The organism is Nostoc sp. CMAA1605 (genome assembly GCF_021596505.1).
GTDB lineage: Bacteria > Cyanobacteriota > Cyanobacteriia > Cyanobacteriales > Nostocaceae > Trichormus.
On record NZ_PJIZ01000036.1, the window covers coordinates 45,148 to 63,354 of the forward strand.

The following is an 18,207-nucleotide window of genomic DNA, read 5'->3' on the forward strand; positions in this document are numbered from 1 at the left end:
CATTTACTAACAATCGATGATTTCCTGAATCACACTCTTTAAATCTGTATCAGCAGGACGTTTCTTAAACTGCTCATGACTATAAATCCAAACAAGTTTAATTGTATGGGTAAGAGAATTCACCAAATACATCAATCTAATTTGTCCTGAAGCACCTTTAGAAAATCTCAATTCTAACTTGTGAAATGTCCATTCTCCTGGTAGCTGAATTTTTCCAGGTAGAGGTTCTTGACGTGAGTTTTGGGGATATGGATCTTCAATCAAGTCCTCTAATGTTTGGGACAGCATTTCCACAAAAGCAGCACCATGAAATTTAGCGATTTTTTTAAAAGAACGTTGGAAGTTATCAGATTTCTCAATCGAGAAGGGAGTTGAGCCAGTCATGCACTTCTCCTTTCGTGATACGAGTTGAAGATTCTGAATTACAAGCGTCCTCTAACACTCTAGACATTACAGCTTGATAAGCAGGATTTTCACGCTCTATTAAATCTAATTTTTGACATCCTAATGCTTTCATATCTTCTAGCAAAATCGGCTCAGTGGAACTAGCATCTAATGCTAAACCCTTGCGTGCTTTTATCCACGGAAATTCTAAATGGGTCATACCACTAAGTCGATAAGCATGATACCCGCCAAAATATTCCCAAACTTCTGCTAAAACCTCTTTCTGCCCATCAGGAATTTGTGATAAAAATTCTTTTTCTGGTATGGGTAACTGTTGAGCTTCAAATTCACTGTAAAACCTATAAGCAGGAGGACAAACAGGCCCGTATCGCCACGCCTGAATTTCCTCATTAAACAAGGGCTGATCAAACAATGCTAAATGTATACTTTGTGAATAGTACAGAAGCTTTTGAACCTTCATATTTGTCATATCGGCTTCTATACCATCCTCGTAGGCTCTAACAATAAAGTAGCGAGCCACATCTAGACAATTACTCATAGGCTAGACCCGCAAACTAAATTAAACTCACCAGTATATTCAACAAATCTCATATTAGCGTGTATACATACTATAATAACCACTAATTATCAATATATAGTACAAATAAACTAACTAATTTGTAGATATTAAACTAACTCTCTACAGTCGATTTTTAGTCGGTATGACAATCATCGCAAAATAAGGTACCTCCGCCGGATTCACCTCGTCTAAGGGGACAATCCTTTGCTGGGTCATGGTGGCGCGTTCAATATACAATGCCCGTGATGCTAGTCCTAATTGATGCAGAATATCGCGTACTTTAGGAAAATGGCGGCCGAGTTTCATAATAGCTGCGGCATCGGTGGTCAGCAATCGTGATGTGAGTTCTTCAGCTGGGAGAGGTGCAGGTAAAACAGTGAGGACATCGTTGTAATAGGTGAACGGTACACCCAAGGACACCGGACAGGCCATTAATGAAGAAACTCCAGGGACGACTTCCGTTTGGTACTGTTCTGATAGGCGTGTAAATACATACATAAATGAACCGTAAAAAAACGGGTCGCCTTCACACAACACTACGACATCTCGTCCGGCGGCTAAATGTGCAGCGATGGGTGCAACTTCTTGGTCGTAAATTTCTTTGGCTGTCTCTGGTTCTAAGGCGCGGGGGAGATGATAGGCGACCTCGATTTGTTCGCCTGTGAGATACTGGGCAACAATTCCCCTGGCTATACTTTCTTTGTCTGTGGCTGATTGATAGGCGACTACGGGGGCTGCACGTAATAACCGCAATGCTTTCAGGGTTAATAATTCAGGATCTCCTGGCCCTACACCAATTCCGTAGAGACGACCTTTGGCTGTCATATTATTCTTCCTCCGTGGCCAGGGCGTTAACTGCGGCGGCGGCGATCGCACTCCCTCCGCGCCGACCATGTAAAGTTAAAAATGGTACATTGCGGCTATCTGCGGCTAATGCAGCTTTGGATTCGGCTGCACCCACAAAACCCACTGGGAAACCTAAAATTACCGCCGGTTTGGGGCATCCTGTATCTAACATTTCTAGTAATCTAAATAAGGCTGTGGGTGCGTTACCAATGGCGACGACTGACCCTTCTAGGTAAGGTTTCCAGAGTTCCAACGCCGCCGCCGACCTAGTATTTCCTAGCTTTTTCGCTAATTCTGGGACTTCCGGCTCATTGAGAGTGCAAATTACCTCGTTATTAGCTGGTAAGCGTTTTCTCGTCACCCCATCAGCTACCATCCGACAATCACACAAAATCGGTGCGCCTGCTGCTATTGCTTTCCTCGCTGAGTTGACCGCCGTGGTGGAATATCCTATATCTGTCACTATATCCGTCATTCCACAGGCATGAATCAGACGCACTGCCACTTTTGCTACATCCGTCGGCAGAATATCTAGATTGGCTTCTGCCCGAATGATGGCGAAGGAATTACGGTAGATTTCATTAGCATCGCGGATGTAGTCGGGCATGGAAGGACGAGAAAGTAATTGGTAGAGTTGGTTGGGTGTGTGGCGGTTGGCAAATTCCCCAAAGGATTCGGCGGAATTTAACCGTTGGTTTTTATACACGTTTAAAATTTTCTCCATCAAGGCGGGTAGGTCGGTAAAACTCACATCCTGATAGAGTTCGCGTCCGAATTTTTGGTTGTTTTCACCTGTTCCCACATACACTTGATAGCGTTCCTCACTCACACCGAGTAAAGCAATATCACTTTGAGTGTGCTGGGCGCAGGATTTGTCACAGCCGCTCAAGTGGATATTAACAGGATTTTCTAGGGTGATGCGAGATTGTAGATATTCTGCTACAGCTAGGGCGTGAGTTTTGGTGTCTGTGGCTGCTGATGCACATCCCTGATTACCAGAACAGGCTACCAAGGCACTTTTAATGTTAGTGGGTGAGGCATCTAATTTTAAATCAGTAATTTCTGTTTGAACATCAGTAAGTTGATGTTGGGGTATGTCTGTTAATAGTACATTCTGCCAAGGGGTGAGGCGGAGCGTTCCGTCACCGTATTTTGCAGATAATTTAGCTAAACCTCGCAGTTGTTGGGTTTCTAGGCGACCTAGAGGTAAAACTAAGCCGATGTAATATAACCCTGGTTGGCGTTGCGGATGGATACCGATGTGGTGATATGGGGGTTTTGACCTCTCCCCCGACCCCTCTCCTACGAGGAGAGGGGAGAAAATAGTCTCTAACTCCCCCTTACCTCGTAGGGAAGGGGGTAGGGGGGTTAGGTCAATTCTCTGCAACGGAAATGGTAGTTTTTGTTCAACTTCTCGAAGATAGTTATCTAAGCCTATATAGTTAATGATTTGTCTGAGTCTGGGTTTGCGTTGCGTATGGGGATGGGTTTTCTCACGCGGAGGCGCAGAAACGCAAAGAGAAAGATAGATATCTGTTAAGATGGCTAGGACTTTTAGGGTTTGGTCTGGGTGTAAGATAATGTCGGTGGCGGTGGGTGGTTGACCTTTTGCACCGGCGGTAATGTAGAGGCGGAAGTAGATTTTATTGTCTATGGTGATGGCGGCTAATGTGATATCGTTGGGGCGATCGCACACTGAAACTGAGCCACCACCATCAAAACAAACGCTGAATTTAGGGGAGAGTTCTGATAAGGTGGGGTGTGTTGTAATGTATTTATCCCAGCTTTCGACGAAGGGACGGGTATCAATGAGTTCTTGGGGATCAATCCCTGCTGTGGGACTGGTCATAATATTGCGGATTTGGTCTACACTGGCGTTGTGCGAACCGATGCCTAATTGCTGGAGTTGTTCCAGGGTTTGTACATCTATCCCTTGATGGATTTCTCTGATTTGGAAGTTGGCGCGGTTGGTAACATCGACGTAACCACCACCATATTTGTCAGCGATATCTGCGATCGCCTGACATTGTTTACTGTTAATTATCCCACCTGGTATTCTGATCCTAGATAAAATTCCATCTTGGGCTGGTGTGGCATAAAATAACCCAGGACAAGGTGTACTTCCGGCTAACAAGACTCCAACTCCTTCCCTGTGCGACGCAGGGAGTAGATACTAAACTCTTGGTTTTGGCATTCTGACTCAAAAAGTCAAAAACTAAAAAGCTAAAAGTCAATATTCTTTCTTTTGCCCTTTACCTTTTTACTTTTGCCTTTTCATTACAGCTGCGGCACAGTCCCGGAATCTCACCAGAGTTTCCCAACCCAAGACTGACTAGTCTACCATGATTAGCTAGCTAATGTACAATATGGTTACTATAATTTTGTTAATTTTATCAATTAGATTAATACCAAAGTAAAAATTATAAATAATGGAAGAAAAATGTCTTTTACCAAATGATGAGTTTTACCAATTCGCAACTCCAAAATTATTAGAAATACTGGAAAATGGGTTACTTTTGGAGAGAGGACGCGCCTTGTTTGTACTTGCACGACGTTCAGGGGGAAATGAGGAACTGATCAAGAAAGTTCTCAACGAAATATATGACGCTAAAAATAGAAATACTAAGACAATTGGTATAGTTTCTATCTCTTTTTTAGGGATTGCTGGCTTGTTGGAAGTAAACACTAACGATACAAAAGAGATTGTTAAAAAAATACTAGATTCATGGATAGAACCGGAGCGTAACGACCTTATTTTATTTTTAAATTCGATGTATCGAAAGTTTTAATTTACTACCAAAAGTCTTTTAAAGCTATAGCAAAAAAGACTAGTGCTTATTTCAAATTTATTAATTTATGCAACAGAAATGGCTGGCTATTATCGGTATTGGTGAGGATGGTTTAAGGGGATTGGGTGCGATCGCTCGTTCTATTGTCGCTCAAGCTGAGATAATTGTGGGAGGCGATCGTCATTTGGCAATGTTACCAACTGATGACCAACGTCAGAAAATCTCTTGGTCTTCGCCTATTAGTCGTTCTATAGACACCATTATCCAGCATCGGGGTAAGTCGGTGTGTGTGTTAGCTAGTGGTGATCCTCTGTGTTATGGAATTGGTGTTACTTTGCTGCGTCACATTCCTATTGCAGAAATGACGATTATTCCTGCACCATCAGCTTTTAGTCTCGCTTGTGCCAGATTAGGATGGTCTTTGACGGAAGTAGAAACTTTGAGTTTATGCGGTCGTCCTCCGGCTATGCTGCAATCTTACATTTATCCTGGGGCGCGGTTGTTAATGTTAAGCGCAGGGAAAGATACACCGGAAATAGTGGCGCAAATCTTGACACAGCGAGGTTTTGGGCAGAGTCAAATGACTGTTTTGGAAAGGATGGGGGGTGTTCATGAAAGAATAATTACAGGCGAAGTTGCCACTTGGCAGGAAAATGAAATTGCAGATTTAAATGCGATCGCTGTTAATTGTATTGCTAATGATGGGGTAATGCCTTTATCTAGACTACCAGGTTTACCTGACGATGCTTATCACCATGACGGACAGTTAACCAAACGGGAAGTCAGGGCAATTACTCTTTCTACCCTTGCACCCACGCCAGGACAATTACTTTGGGATGTAGGCGCGGGTTGTGGTTCAATATCTATAGAATGGATGCGGACTCATCACCGATGTCAGGCGATCGCCATTGAACAAAATGCCACTAGACTACAATATATTGCTGACAACGCCGCCGCTTTAGGTACTCCCAATTTACAAATCATCTCAGGGAAAGCACCATCAGCCCTCAAAGACTTACCTACACCCGATGCTATTTTTATTGGTGGTGGAGTTACAGCAGCAGGTTTATTTGACATTTGTTGGCAAGCCTTACAACCAGGCGGGGTTTTAGTTGCTAACGTCGTCACTTTAGAAGGAGAGCAAACTTTATATCAATGGTATGAAAAAGTAGGTGGCAATTTCACTCGCATAGCCATTCAAAGGGCTGAACCCATCGGTAAATTTTTAGGTTGGCGTGGAATGGCGATGGTGACTCAGTTTGTGGTGAGGAAATAGTCAATAGTCAATAGTCATTAGTCATTAGTTATTAGTTATGGGGTTTTTCTTATATTTTCTATTCCCTATTCCCTATTCCCTGTTCCCTGTTCCCTTGTTTCACGCTTTCAATACTTGATCTAACAAGTTTCTGGCGGCTTGTGCTTTTGTGAGTGCGGTTTGATGGTCGCTGTAAGCACGAACTAGGCGAGATAAACTGTTGACACCAGATTTTAATTGTTCTAGTTCTTCGCCAGTAATTATTTCTCCGTCTAGCATCCGCCCAATTAGGGGTTTGATGTCTCCTACATCTTGTCTGACTTTTTGTAGTTTTTCTAAAGCACTCAGTAAGCTTTTGAGGGAATTCAAGATGTCATCAATATCTTGTGCATCTTCTACTGATGCTGGTGTATCTTCATTTGTTACCACTTCTTCAGTCTCAGGAACAGCAGATGATTCTGATGCGGCTGTTTCTGTTTCATTTTTAACCCCAGTTGCTTTTGCCATTTGCGCTTCCTCAATTTTCCTTAGTCTATCAAGAATTCAGGAATATTCGCTCTTTACCTATTGGGTATGAAGTTGCTGAATATTCCGAAGAAATACAGGGGATAGGCAACGGTGAACGGGGAATAGGGAATAAAATTAAGTCACAAGAGTTTTCAAGAGTTTCTGGAAATATGACTAATTCACTTTTTATTAAGAATATTTTACTTTCATTTCAGGCAAGTTTTCAAGAGCATAGAAAAGACTTGTCAGCAGTCAGAATGACTGACAAAAAATATCTGTGGTTTGGTTCTGATGAAACTACAACAATTGAGCGTTTATCTTTAGTTGAACCAGATAAATTTGCTGAACATCAACAATTTCGTGTGGCTGAGTATATAACTTTACCAAGACCAGAAGATGAGGAAATTGATATTGAAGGTTTAGCTTGTGATGGTCATTATTTATGGTTTACTGGCTCACATAGCTATAAACGGAAGAAAACTAAACCTGAAAATAGTGACTCAAAGAATATCTCTAGATTAGCAAAGATTGAATCAGAGCAAAATCGTTATATTTTAGGGAGAATTCCTTTGGTAGACGGTCAGTTATTACAGTCTTGCCCACATCCCAAAAAACCAGAAATCCAGTTAAATGCCGCCAAATTAGAGCTAACAAAAGATACAAATGTGTTAATGGCAGCTTTGGCTGATGACGAGCATTTGGGTGCTTTTATCCAGGCGCAAATTCCTGGAAAGGATAATGGTTTTGATATTGAAGGTTTAGCTGTTAATCAAGGAAGAGTTTTTTTAGGTTTACGTGGCCCTGTATTGCGGGGTTGGGCAATAATTTTAGAACTTGAGGTAGAAGATTCTTTGCCTGGTATTTTAAAATTACGTAAAATTGGCGCGGAAAAACAAAAATATAAAAAGCATTTTGTGTGGTTGAATGGTTTGGGAATTAGAGATTTGGGTTGGGATGGTGAGGACTTGTTAATTTTAGCAGGGCCAACTATGGATTTAGATGGAACTGTGCAAGTTTATAGGCTAAAAAATGGCGTGAATTTGCAGGAAAATGTGATGAATAATCCTGAGTTTGTGCAAGAAATTCCGCATGGAAATCGTTGTGATCGGGCTGAAGGGATTACTTTATTTTCAGAGATTACTAATGAACCTTCTTTATTAGTAGTTTATGACTCTCCTGCGGACAGTCGCTTAGTAGATGAAAGTGGTGTGTTAGCCGATGTGTTGCGTCTGGGTTAAAGATTAGTAGAAATTGCCTGGACGGGACAAGTGGGAATACACTGTTCACAGACAATACAACGCGATCGCGTAAATGTCAGTTTATAGGTTTCTGGGTTCAGGGTGAGGGCTTCTGTAGGACAAACCCCAGTACACAAACCACAGTGAACACAGACATCCTCATCAATGATAATTTCCCCCAAGGTAGAGGAAACACTGATATGACGCGATCGCATCCACTCGATTGCAGCGTCTAATTGATCAATATCTCCCAATAACTCAACTACTAACTTACCAATTTGATTTGGAGCCACCTGAGCGCGGATAATATTAGCGGCTACATTAAAATCTTTCGCCAATACATAAGTTACCGGCATTTGGATGGCGCGTTTAGGAAATGTCAGAGTAACTCGCTTTTTCACAGATTTACCAGAGATGCGTTTTTTTGATGGTAACGTGAATATTTGTGGTTGGGGGGAGATGAGAGGGAATGGTCAATAGTCAATAGTCATTAGTCATTAGTCGGTAGGGGAGGGTTCTTTGAGATATTCACGTTGTCAAACAGATATTTTGGTTAACTTGAATTCGACGGAACCTAACCCCAACCCCTTCCCTTGTAGGGAAGGGGCTGAAAATCTATAACTGAGTACCAAATAATCAGGGTTTTAAGCCTCTCCCCGCGTCGGGGAGAGGTTTGGAGAGGAGTGCTTCCGAATTTATCGAACTCACGTTTAGTTAAACCCGCCCGTACTAACCAAAACGTCCACTGATATAGTCTTCTGCTTCTTTGGTTTGGGGAGAACTGAACATCTGCACTGTGGGACTAAATTCGACTAATTTCCCTCGGCGTTTGCTGTGTTCGTCAATTTCTGTGTTGAAGAAGGCTGTAAAATCTGCGACTCTGGAAGCCTGCTGCATATTGTGAGTGACCATGATAATGGTGTATTGCTGTTTGAGTTCTAAACAGAGTTCTTCTACTTGACGACTGGAAATAGGATCAAGTGCGGAGCATGGTTCATCCATTAATAATACATCTGGTTTCATGGCGATCGCTCTAGCAATGCAGAGTCGTTGCTGTTGTCCACCTGACAAAGCTGTACCTTTTTCTTTGAGTTTGTCTTTGACTTCATCCCAAATGGCGGCGCGTCTGAGGGAATCTTCTACCAAGTCATCTAGATTTCCTTTATAACCATTAGCACGCGGCCCAAAGGCTATATTTTCGTAGATTGATTTGGGGAAAGGATTCGGTCTTTGAAATACCATTCCCACTTGGCGACGTAATTTGACGGAATTAATCTTAGGATCGTAAATGTTGCGATCGCGATAATTTAATCTCCCCTCTACTCTAGCTCCTGGAATCAAATCATTCATGCGGTTGAAGCAACGTAGCAAGGTACTTTTCCCACATCCAGAAGGGCCAATAAACGCAATAATTTGTTTTTCTGGAATTTGTAAATAGACATCTAGTAATGCTAAAAATCCTCCATAATATACTTTCACACCTTCCACATGGAATACATAATTATCCTGTTGATTGATGGTGGCTGTATCTAATGGATTTCTATTGTTGCTGTATAACATTTTGTGTATTCTCCCAAGAAATCTAAATACCCAAGGATGACTCGCTCAACTAATTGATTGTGAAGCGTTGTCTAATATAAATCGCTACACCATTTAAAGTTAAAATCAAAACTAATAACGCAATAATTGTTGCTGCTGCTGCATTGGCAAAACCTGGTTCTGGACGAGTAATGTAACTATAAATTTGGATAGGTAAAGCCATAAATCTCTGGAATAAACCAGGATTAAATGTAAGAAAACCCACCGCACCCACAACAATTAAGGAAGCCGCATCACCAATGGCGCGAGATATAGAAATAATTACCCCTGTCAAAATTCCAGGAACAGCATAGGGTATAACATGACTCCGAATCGTTCGCCATTTAGTAATCCCCAATCCATAAGACGCATATCGCAAGGAATTAGGAACGGCGCGAATCGCTTCTCTAGATGTCACAATAATTACTGGTAAAGATAGTAAAGATAAAGTCAAAGCACCAGAAATTAAAGCAGGGCCAAAACCTAATAAATAGTTAAAAACACCTAAACCCAAAAGTCCATAGACAATGGAAGGGACTCCCGCCAAATTACTGATATTAATCTCAATAATTGCTGTCCACCAATTTCTAGGCGCGTACTCTTCTAGATATAAAGCTGCTCCGACACCGATGGGAACTGTCACCGCAATTACCACAATTCCTAACAAAATACTGCTGATAATCGCCGGACGTATACCACCTTGGTCGGGGAAGCGCGAGGGAGTTTCAGTTAAAAACCCAGGGGAAAGAAATCTAGCTAGTCCATCTTGGAAGATATCAAAAAGTAGCAATGCTAAAATAAATATCCCAATTAACAATCCCAATAAAAACAGGATTTCAAAGACTTTACCTAGTGTTTCTCGCTGCTCAATATTATCAGTAAATTCTGGTGTTGAATCTAGATAATCATCTGGTTTATAAGTAATAGTCATAATCTCTTAGTCGTATTTTTCTTTAAAACGGTTAGCAACCCAATAACTGACAATATTTAAAGCTAGGGTAATTAAAAACAATAGCGCGCCTACAGCATATAATGTTTTGAAATTTAAACTTCCCCGTGGACTATCTCCGCCAGAAATTTGCGCCATGTAAGCTGTCATGGTTTCTACCGACTCTGCAAAGTTAATAGTCAGTCTTGGCTGTTGTCCCGCCGCAATCACAACAGTCATTGTCTCACCGACTGCGCGAGAAATTCCGAGAATGATGGAAGCAATGATTCCAGAAAGTGCGGCTGGAAGCACAACTTTAAAAATAGCTTCTAGTTTGGTAATACCTAAAGCATAAGCACCTTCTCGCAAAGAAATTGGCACAGCTTTAATCGCATCTAAGCTAATAGAACCGACAGTAGGAGTAATCATCACTCCCATCATTAAGCCTGCACTTAAGGCGTTAAATAGTTCTAGTGGAATGACATTTCTGAGTAAGGGTGTGATGAATAAAAGGGCAAAATAACCATAAACTACTGTTGGTATTCCTGCTAAAAGTTCTACGGCTGGACGCAAAATTGCAGCGACCTTTGGTTGAGCATATTCGCTTAAATAAATAGCTGAAGATAAACCCAAAGGAATCGCCACCGCCATTGCGATCGCTGTCGTTAAAAATGTACCGTTAATTAACGGCCAAACCCCAAAATGTCTATCAGCAAATAATGGTGTCCACTTAGTATCTAGGAAAAATTGCGCTAAAGAAACTTCTTGGAAAAATCCCCATGTCTCTTGAAAGATAATTACGACAATCCCTGTAGTAGTTAGGACAGAGACTAAAGCACAAGCAAACAAAATTGCTGCTACAATTTTCTCTGAGATATCTTCTGAAGCATTTTTCTCTAAAGAACGTCTCAATCGTTGGTAGGAATCATCTGGAAGATTTGTATTTTGCATAAACAATCTCAGTTATCAAGATTTTAGTTAAATAAAATTAGTAATTGGTTGACCTGGTTTCGCTTTTTTAAATTTTGTCCCAGTTTCACCACTAGCAAATTTCTGTTTGACTTTGATGTAAGCCTCATCAGGTAAAGCTACATAACCAACGCTATCTACCCATTTCCAAGAATTTTCTAGATAAAATTCGACAAATTCTTTCACTGCTGGCTTAGTATCTAAGGATTTTTTACTGACGTAGATGAATAAAGGACGAGATAAAGGTGTGTAGATATTTTTAATCACATTATCCACAGGAATAGGTTTTTCACATTTTCCATTAGGACTTTCTACCGCTACTAAATTCAGCTTATCTTGGTTTTGAATGTAGTAAGATATGCCTACATAACCTAGAGCGGTCGCATCACCTGCTACCCCTTGTACAAGTAGGTTTTGATTATGACTAGGGGTGTAATCTGTCCTGCCATTCTTAGCTTTACCAGTTACAGCTTGAGTGAGATAATCAAATGTTCCGGTGTCGGAAGCTGGAGCATATAGCTTGAGTTTTTCATTAGGAAACTTGGGATTAACTTGATTCCAAGTCAAAATTTTTCCGTCTGATTTAGCACTCCAAATTTTGTCTAATTCCTTAATTGTGAGACATTTAGCAAAGTTGTTTTGACGGTTAGCAATCACAGCAATACCATCTAATCCGATAGGTAATTCAATAAAGTCAATCTTCTTACTTTGACATTTTTTAATTTCTTCATCTCTAATAGTACGAGAAGCCCCAACTATATCAATATCACCATTACAAAACTTACTGATACCACCACCAGTCCCACTAGAAGCAACACTCACTTGTGCATCAGGTTTAACTTTACTGTACTCTTCTGCAACTGCTAAGGAAATGGGAAAACCTACGGCTGCACCATCAATACTAACTTGATTTTGTAATTCTTTTCCACTGTTACAACCTGTGATGCTGCTAATAATGAGCATTAAAGTTGCAGGATAAATACTATTCTTCAAGAGGCGATAAAAGCTCATATAGGAATCCAACTTGATTATTGAAATTGCTGGTGCAGTTAGGAAACAGAAGCATAACTAGATTCACAGAAATCAAATATGATTCTGATACAATCTCTCATGATTGCCAATTAACTGGAAATTAATTATGACTTTTTGGCAGCCTGTACCTGATCGAAAACCCCCCCGTTAGCAAAAAACTTCTGCTGAATTAGTTCCCAACCTCCTAAATCTTGAGATGTAAATAGAGTATTAACCGGAGGAAATTGAGATACTACTTCTTGAGTTACAGTTGGGTTGACGGGACGATACTGCAACTTAGCAAACTCCCGTTGTGCTTCTGTGGAATACAAGAAATCAACAAATGCTTCTGCAACTTTTCTGGTTCTATGTTGATCAACATTTTTATCAACTATAGCAACAGGATTGTCAATAGAAATATTGACAGACGGTACTATGTAAGGCAGTTTTGAGCCGCTTTTTTCTGCCAAGACTATTTCATTTTCATAGTTTATTAAAACATCACCTTGATTTTGTTGAAAAAATAAATCACTAGCTTCACGAGCGTCTTTTGTGAGAATTGGAGTGTTTTTATAGACTTTCGTGACGTAATCTAATGCTGTCGTTTCATCGCCACCTGTGAGAGTCACTGATCCCCACAAAGCTAAAAATTCCCAGATAGCAATACCAGAAGTTTTGGGGTTAGCTGCAATTAATGTTACGTCATTCTTTGCTAAGTCCGCCCAATTTTTAATCCCTTTGGGGTTGCCTTCACGAGTTACAATCGCCGCTACAGATTTACTCACAATACCATTTCTCGGCGATCTGTTTTCCCAACCCGATTTAATTAAGCCTGCTTGTTGAATTTTATTGACATCTAAAGGCAAAGCTAAGTGTACGATATCTGCTGCTTGTTTACCTGCAATCACATCAGCAGTTTGTGTCCCAGAACCCCCATAACTCTGCTCAAAAATGACATTTTGATTGTGTTCTTGCTTCCACTTGTCCACAAATTTAGGAATAATTTGATCATGAGCAGCTTTTGTCACAGAGAAAGAAACGAGTCTCAGCTTAATATCAGCAGGCTGACTAAAAGCTTGATTTCCAGAACAGGATGCGATCGCTACACTGAAAATAGCTCCAACTACAACAAGTCCGATAAAGCTATGGAGCCTGCTAACCTTTAACCACCTAACTATATGTTGGGAAGATATCTGCAAAATCTGCAAAACTCGCACAACATAAATCTGCGTTTTCACAATTAAGTCATGGCTTAATTGCGCTCGATGCTGCGACTTGCTCATCCGTATTACTCCTTTTTTACGGTATCTTGAGCGGGATACCGTTATTTAAAAGAATTATAGGTATCATAGAGTGAAAGTTCAATCAAGCTTTATTTTTTGTTACTGAGTCAGTAAATTCTCATCCTATTGAAAAACCCCTCCTGAACAGGAAGGGTCATGTATGATTTGGTATGGTTGGAAGTTAGCGATCGCTAATTATTTGGTGAATCTACTTTTCCTGTTCCTTGTTCCCTGTTCCCTATCTACGCCAATCATTTCAATAATCAAGTCACATTCCTATATGTTTAAATCACTTGATCAAGACCAAAATATAGTGCCATATATTGAATGATGGCTTCTTCATAACCTTGGAGTTCAGGAAGATAAATCGCGATCGCGTTCCGCACCGCATCAGCAAAAGTAACATAATCCTGAGTTTTGGTTTGAACAAAGGGTTCAAGCTTCTTAATCAACTCCCAATTACTCTCAATATTGGCAGCCCTAATTGCTTTTTCTAAGGGAGGCGCATTTTGGGCAGCTATCTCTGGTAGGATGCGACTGACAAAGGTGACACGGTGAAAGACTCGCCAACAGGAGGGCTTTTTATCACCTTGATTGGCTTGGCGTAGTGCGATCGCATTAGGATCGCTACTTTGTTCCAACCAAATTGGATCGACGACTTTTCCGAAAAAGTCTTCAAAGTTTTCGGTTGTCGGTTCAAGATAGAACGTCATAAAGCGGTAAGCATCCACTTTCCCTGGTTGTTTTACTGGTTTGCCATTTTGGTTATAAACGCCTCCTTCGCGGATATTATAAAGTCCCTCATATTTAGCTTTCAGCACATCTGTAGTGGCATAGAGTTGGATATCTCGTTCCCCTTCGACTTCAACTTCCAGAGTGAAAGATTTTTCCGTCTCTCGTCCCTTCGCCTTTGTGGTGGACAAATGACCACCAAACATGGCATCCAATTCAAAGCCCAAGGACAAAGACCCAATGCTGAGTGAAATATCGAACGCACCGCCAGTCATACCTTCAAAAGAATAGAAACCTGTTGTCGTTTCTGTCGTAGCTTCCAGCACATCCGTAGACTCGGAGAAAAACCCGCCATCCGCAGTCCAAACATAGGTATTTGCCAAATTCCGAGTTGTTCTGTTTTTATTGGGTAAATCGTTCAAAGAACCAGTTGCTTGATAACTTACATTTTGGAAGGTCGAATACTGATCGTAATAGGTCGCTAACTCTTGTCGTTCTCGTTCAATGCGTTTTTTTATACCGTATGCTTCAATGGGTTTAAAGTAACTCCACTGCCCATAGGTTGCGGCATTAGGATAGTGAGGATCAGGTTGAACACTACCATCTTCTTTTAAACCAACCTTTCCATCCAGAGTTCCCTGCTTAGTATAAGTGGGATTCATGGGGAAAGTAATAATATTCCAATCTTTAGGAATATCTGGATTAGGTAAAAATCGATAAGACACTAAGGCATTATTGTGGGCTAACCGCAGGGCAAACACATCCATGGTGTCCGATTGGACTAAGGCTAACCCGACATTGGCGGGAATATAACGACGACCGACATAGGAGTTAATTTCTGAGCCAATTTTCTCCCAATTTCCCCAAGCTTGCAAACGACTCACTTTAGTTGTGTTGTAGCCATAACTCACGTTAGCTTCACTGATTGTGCCTTGTCCAGAACTAAAGGCACTTTTTAAGCGCACGCCTCCTTCTATTTCTAAAATTTCTTCCTCAACACCCAAACCCACACTGACTTCTTTAGACAAACCCAGTGATGTTTCCATCGCAATGGACATATCAAAGCCACTCTCTTTAGAAGACGAGTAGATATATTTGACCGTATCAGATTCAACCAACTGAATCGCACTAGCGTTGTAGTGACTTAGTACCCCAGGGTCAAGTGCCATACTTGTTCCCGTAAGGTTTTCACTAGGTACAGGAGGCGCACCCTCAATATAGCCAATAATTTGGGGAGCAGCTTGAACTTGTCCAATCCATTCGGTAATTAAGTTACCGACTTTATAGCCTGTCAACAAGTGCCATTGGCCATTTTTGATATAGCCATAACAGCGTTTTTGGATACCGATTAAATTACCTTCTATGTCGTACTGCAAATCGGAATACTCTTGTACCCCAGGACTGCTATGAATCGTATCGTGAAACTGAGTTTTCACCCCTGCTAGAGCAGAACGAATAATGGCTGTGTCTTCACTAATGGGAGCCGTGGACAAAACAGATGTTGGTTTAGCATCCTTTAAACCCAAAGTTAAATGATTACCAATTAGAGATTGATCTAAAAGGTCAGTCTGACTTTCTAAATCAAAAGTGTAATTGGCAATCAGGTCTTGTTTTTCTCCTTTAATGCGACTAAACAAATTGTCTTGAATTTGTTCTTGGGTGCGGGCGACTTTCCAAATCCGAACTTCTTCCATAATTCCGGCAAAAGGTTCTAAACAATCACTAATGTTCACAGCATGATTGACCGGAATTCCATACTGTTCGCCCAGCCATTTTTCTACCTTTTGTCGTTCGGTTTCAGAGAGGACGCGATCCCAAATCAGAACGGCGGCAATATCGGCATCACTTGCTTCAACGTTTAACCCACCTTTACACAAGCCTAACTTACCAGGAGCAGCACTGCCCCCAGTGTTTCCTTTGAGGACTCCATCCACATACCAGTTAGGGCTAGTCCCTTCGAGGGTAGCGGTACTGATGGTAAAGGTGTTGAGGGTTGCATCATAACTATTGATCCAACCTTCCATATAACAGCCATTCTTACCGTTCCATTTCCCTAACAACCAGTTATTATCACGGCTTTGGAGGGTGCGGCCTTTGGCACTGCCATAGTAGCGGTCTACAATAATGACGGTGAAAGGCTTTTGCAGATTCAGGGAGTCGGGGAAAGTCATACCACAACTGCTGTTAAAGCGCATGACTTTGAAGTTCTTGCCGTTGTTGTCGCTCACGGAATAAACGGTAGGCATCACGCTGTTAGAGGCTTTGCTGGCGTGGTTGCCGCAACTGGATAAATCATCCCAGCGATCGCCTCCCTTGTAACTCTCTCCGGTAAGACACACCAGTAAGCCATTGTTTGGGACAAAATTACCGATATTTTGAATAATTCCCCCTAAGGTGAATTGTTGTCCGCCCCAGCTGCTTTGAGGTGTGAAAGTTTCTACAGGTACAGGAATGCCATTTTGGTAAAGAATTAAACTAGAGCCTTGAGGATCGGGATTTTTCACCCATTGGGCTGCAATAATCACCGCATGACTTTCTCCTTTCGAGTCGGAGGCAATATTACCTTCATTCTCTTCTAAACGCCACCAAGCCACTAGCCCTTTTTCTTGACCATTAATCTTGATTCCCAAATTGGCTATATCTACTACACTATTCCAAAGGCGAATTTCACTAATTACTCCTTGCAAGTAATTCGGTTGTGCGCTTTGATAGGTTTTCCCGATTTCCAATTTTTGTGAATTACGGTCTAAGTCCGCGCCTTTATAAATTTCATAACCTGCGGCTTTTTGGTTGACATAAAAGCGAATATCAGCCCACTGATTGACGATGACATTGGGAAGATCAGCAGTTCCTTGATTCTTGACTTCTGTTTGATGTTGGCGGGTAACTGCAATTTTGTAAAACTGACCCGTTCGTAGCACTTCAGTGGATTTATAGATATAGCTTTTTCCCTGTTTGTCTTCAAAGGCAAAGGCAATTTTGCCATCGGTGTCAATATAAAGGGAATAAGGCACATTCTGATCAGTTCCATCTTCCAGTTTTCCTTTAGTCAACAACCCTTGACGTTGACTCAATGTATTCACTTGCAAAAAGATTTCTAGTGTCAAGTCTCGGTCTAAATCTAAAGTGGGATTGTGGTCACATTCTAAAAAGCCATTGCCCTGAAATTGCAAGGCGTAAGATTGGTTATATACGGCGGATAAATGATGCCACTGCGCCATAGGAACAGCTGCTTTGGATTTTTGGAACAGGTTGCCAACGCCTGCAAAGCTGTAAATTTGGCTTTCTTGAATTACGGAAGCCACCAGGGAAGGTTGCCCATATATCTTGCCGTTATATCCATTCGGAGAATAATCTTTGGCAATGCCGCCTGTAAATTGCCAATAGGCCACTAAACCTGCTTCATTACCTGTGAGTCGCCGACTCATGTCGCGTTGAATCTCTGCTTCAGAGCGTACTTTATTCCAAATCTGAATTTCATCGAGGCTACCGTTATAGTACAAACTTCCCGAATTCGCTGACCCTAAACAGACTTTGGTCGCTCTTGTGAGAGTGCGGGTTTTTCCCGTTCCACTGTGCCATAACTTCCCGTTGAGGTAAATTTTCATCTCCCCGGTGACAGCGTTTTTGGTAAATGCCCAATGAGACCAACTCCCTTTGAACTCAGAAGCTTGGGCTGTTTTTTCGATTCGGTCGAAATTACCTCCACTGCCGCCACAGTCAAAGGTGATCATGCTATTACTCCAAGGGAGGTGAATTGTGAGCAGCCTTCCGTTATTCGCATCTAGTGCTTCCAGGACAAAGTGTGTATTGGGCAGTTTGGGCTCCACCGAATGCCCAGAAGCTGATGGTAATTTCGTTCCCTGTGGGAAAACAGGCGGGTGGAAGTTCGATGCGGTCATCTACGCCATCAAATTCAAAGGCTGAGAGGCCATTAATCTTTTTGGACTGAATTCCTAATGTGTATTGAGATTGTGCAGAATTGTGATAAATTACACGACTATTTTCCGCTAATTGTGCGGGACGAACCCATGTTTCTAAGGTTAAATCTCCTTTAGCATCGAGTTGAGAGAGTTTATTGGGGTCTCCAAGTCCTACATAGTCATC

General features: G+C 41.5%; 16 protein-coding genes, 1 pseudogene and 1 riboswitch. Of the genes and pseudogenes, 3 read left to right on the top strand and 14 right to left on the bottom strand.

All coding sequences use genetic code 11. The features are described from left to right. Nucleotides 1-6: 6 nt before the first annotated feature. From CV014_RS14310 to cobG, 5 genes and pseudogenes are all read right to left on the bottom strand, one after another. The gene (locus CV014_RS14310) at nt 7-384 is read right to left on the bottom strand and encodes a hypothetical protein (RefSeq protein ID WP_236142643.1); all 378 of its coding nucleotides are present in this window, start codon (nt 382-384) and stop codon (nt 7-9) included. Beyond that, the gene (locus tag CV014_RS14315; protein WP_236142644.1) at nt 356-943 is read right to left on the bottom strand and encodes a Panacea domain-containing protein; all 588 of its coding nucleotides are present in this window, start codon (nt 941-943) and stop codon (nt 356-358) included. The genes CV014_RS14310 and CV014_RS14315 overlap by 29 nt, the downstream gene beginning before the upstream one ends. A gap of 141 nt (nt 944-1,084) precedes the next feature. Next, nucleotides 1,085-1,789 carry a precorrin-2 C(20)-methyltransferase gene (locus tag CV014_RS14320; protein WP_236142645.1) on the bottom strand — a complete coding sequence of 235 codons (705 nt, stop codon included), beginning with the start codon at nt 1,787-1,789 and terminating at the stop codon, nt 1,085-1,087. Between the two features lies 1 nt (nt 1,790). After that, complete coding sequence (locus tag CV014_RS14325; protein WP_236142659.1) at nt 1,791-2,417, bottom strand: precorrin-8X methylmutase; 627 nt, start codon at nt 2,415-2,417, stop codon at nt 1,791-1,793. Between the two features lie 27 nt (nt 2,418-2,444). Further along, nucleotides 2,445-3,944, bottom strand: a pseudogene (gene cobG / locus CV014_RS14330) (precorrin-3B synthase); the annotation flags it as partial. Nucleotides 3,945-3,976: 32 nt separating this feature from the next. Next, nucleotides 3,977-4,168, bottom strand: a riboswitch (cobalamin riboswitch). 71 nt (nt 4,169-4,239) lie between these two features. Between cobG and CV014_RS14335 the strand changes: the two are divergent. Next, nucleotides 4,240-4,599: a hypothetical protein gene (locus CV014_RS14335; RefSeq protein WP_236142646.1), complete on the top strand. Its 360-nt coding sequence runs from the start codon at nt 4,240-4,242 to the stop codon at nt 4,597-4,599. 67 nt (nt 4,600-4,666) lie between these two features. Further along, the gene (cbiE, locus tag CV014_RS14340; protein ID WP_236142647.1) at nt 4,667-5,875 is read left to right on the top strand and encodes a precorrin-6y C5,15-methyltransferase (decarboxylating) subunit CbiE; all 1,209 of its coding nucleotides are present in this window, start codon (nt 4,667-4,669) and stop codon (nt 5,873-5,875) included. Between the two features lie 99 nt (nt 5,876-5,974). Here cbiE and CV014_RS14345 read toward each other — a convergent pair whose 3' ends face one another. Continuing rightward, nucleotides 5,975-6,361: a hypothetical protein gene (locus CV014_RS14345; protein ID WP_236142648.1), complete on the bottom strand. Its 387-nt coding sequence runs from the start codon at nt 6,359-6,361 to the stop codon at nt 5,975-5,977. Nucleotides 6,362-6,531: 170 nt separating this feature from the next. Here CV014_RS14345 and CV014_RS14350 point away from each other — a divergent pair, with 170 nt between their 5' ends. After that, nucleotides 6,532-7,599: a DUF3616 domain-containing protein gene (locus CV014_RS14350; protein ID WP_236142649.1), complete on the top strand. Its 1,068-nt coding sequence runs from the start codon at nt 6,532-6,534 to the stop codon at nt 7,597-7,599. Here the strand turns inward: CV014_RS14350 and CV014_RS14355 are convergent. From CV014_RS14355 to CV014_RS14390, 8 genes are all read right to left on the bottom strand, one after another. Further along, complete coding sequence (locus CV014_RS14355) at nt 7,596-8,000, bottom strand: NIL domain-containing protein (RefSeq protein WP_103135943.1); 405 nt, start codon at nt 7,998-8,000, stop codon at nt 7,596-7,598. The two genes, CV014_RS14350 and CV014_RS14355, sit on opposite strands and share 4 nt — an antisense overlap. Before the next feature lie 328 nt (nt 8,001-8,328). Next, nucleotides 8,329-9,159, bottom strand: a complete 831-nt coding sequence (pstB, locus tag CV014_RS14360; RefSeq protein WP_236142650.1) for a phosphate ABC transporter ATP-binding protein PstB — start codon at nt 9,157-9,159, stop codon at nt 8,329-8,331. A 49-nt stretch (nt 9,160-9,208) separates the two neighbouring features. Then, a complete protein-coding gene (pstA, locus tag CV014_RS14365; RefSeq protein ID WP_236142651.1) occupies nt 9,209-10,108 on the bottom strand; it encodes a phosphate ABC transporter permease PstA in 900 nt (299 codons plus the stop codon). 6 nt (nt 10,109-10,114) lie between these two features. Then, nucleotides 10,115-11,056: a phosphate ABC transporter permease subunit PstC gene (gene pstC, locus CV014_RS14370; RefSeq protein WP_236142652.1), complete on the bottom strand. Its 942-nt coding sequence runs from the start codon at nt 11,054-11,056 to the stop codon at nt 10,115-10,117. 27 nt (nt 11,057-11,083) lie between these two features. Then, nucleotides 11,084-12,085 (bottom strand): PstS family phosphate ABC transporter substrate-binding protein, encoded by a 1,002-nt coding sequence (locus tag CV014_RS14375; RefSeq protein WP_236142653.1) that lies wholly within the window; start codon nt 12,083-12,085, stop codon nt 11,084-11,086. A gap of 125 nt (nt 12,086-12,210) precedes the next feature. Continuing rightward, nucleotides 12,211-13,368, bottom strand: coding sequence for a sulfate ABC transporter substrate-binding protein (locus CV014_RS14380; protein ID WP_236142654.1), 1,158 nt, complete (start codon nt 13,366-13,368; stop codon nt 12,211-12,213). 284 nt (nt 13,369-13,652) lie between these two features. After that, nucleotides 13,653-17,930, bottom strand: a complete 4,278-nt coding sequence (locus CV014_RS14385; RefSeq protein WP_442946913.1) for a LamG-like jellyroll fold domain-containing protein — start codon at nt 17,928-17,930, stop codon at nt 13,653-13,655. Next, nucleotides 17,875-18,207: hypothetical protein (locus tag CV014_RS14390; protein ID WP_236142656.1), on the bottom strand; the 333-nt coding region annotated here is incomplete at its 5' end. The genes CV014_RS14385 and CV014_RS14390, both read right to left, overlap by 56 nt.

Coding starts and splice junctions, on each gene's coding strand:
- CV014_RS14335 (WP_236142646.1), top strand. CDS start 4,240: ATGGAAGAAAAATGTCTTTTACCAAATGATGAGTTTTACCAATTCGCA.
- CV014_RS14345 (WP_236142648.1), bottom strand. CDS start 6,361: ATGGCAAAAGCAACTGGGGTTAAAAATGAAACAGAAACAGCCGCATCA.
- CV014_RS14375 (WP_236142653.1), bottom strand. CDS start 12,085: ATGAGCTTTTATCGCCTCTTGAAGAATAGTATTTATCCTGCAACTTTA.
- CV014_RS14315 (WP_236142644.1), bottom strand. CDS start 943: ATGAGTAATTGTCTAGATGTGGCTCGCTACTTTATTGTTAGAGCCTAC.
- CV014_RS14320 (WP_236142645.1), bottom strand. CDS start 1,789: ATGACAGCCAAAGGTCGTCTCTACGGAATTGGTGTAGGGCCAGGAGAT.
- CV014_RS14325 (WP_236142659.1), bottom strand. CDS start 2,417: ATGCCCGACTACATCCGCGATGCTAATGAAATCTACCGTAATTCCTTC.
- pstC (WP_236142652.1), bottom strand. CDS start 11,056: ATGCAAAATACAAATCTTCCAGATGATTCCTACCAACGATTGAGACGT.
- CV014_RS14350 (WP_236142649.1), top strand. CDS start 6,532: ATGACTAATTCACTTTTTATTAAGAATATTTTACTTTCATTTCAGGCA.
- pstA (WP_236142651.1), bottom strand. CDS start 10,108: ATGACTATTACTTATAAACCAGATGATTATCTAGATTCAACACCAGAA.
- pstB (WP_236142650.1), bottom strand. CDS start 9,159: ATGTTATACAGCAACAATAGAAATCCATTAGATACAGCCACCATCAAT.
- cbiE (WP_236142647.1), top strand. CDS start 4,667: ATGCAACAGAAATGGCTGGCTATTATCGGTATTGGTGAGGATGGTTTA.
- CV014_RS14380 (WP_236142654.1), bottom strand. CDS start 13,368: ATGAGCAAGTCGCAGCATCGAGCGCAATTAAGCCATGACTTAATTGTG.
- CV014_RS14310 (WP_236142643.1), bottom strand. CDS start 384: ATGACTGGCTCAACTCCCTTCTCGATTGAGAAATCTGATAACTTCCAA.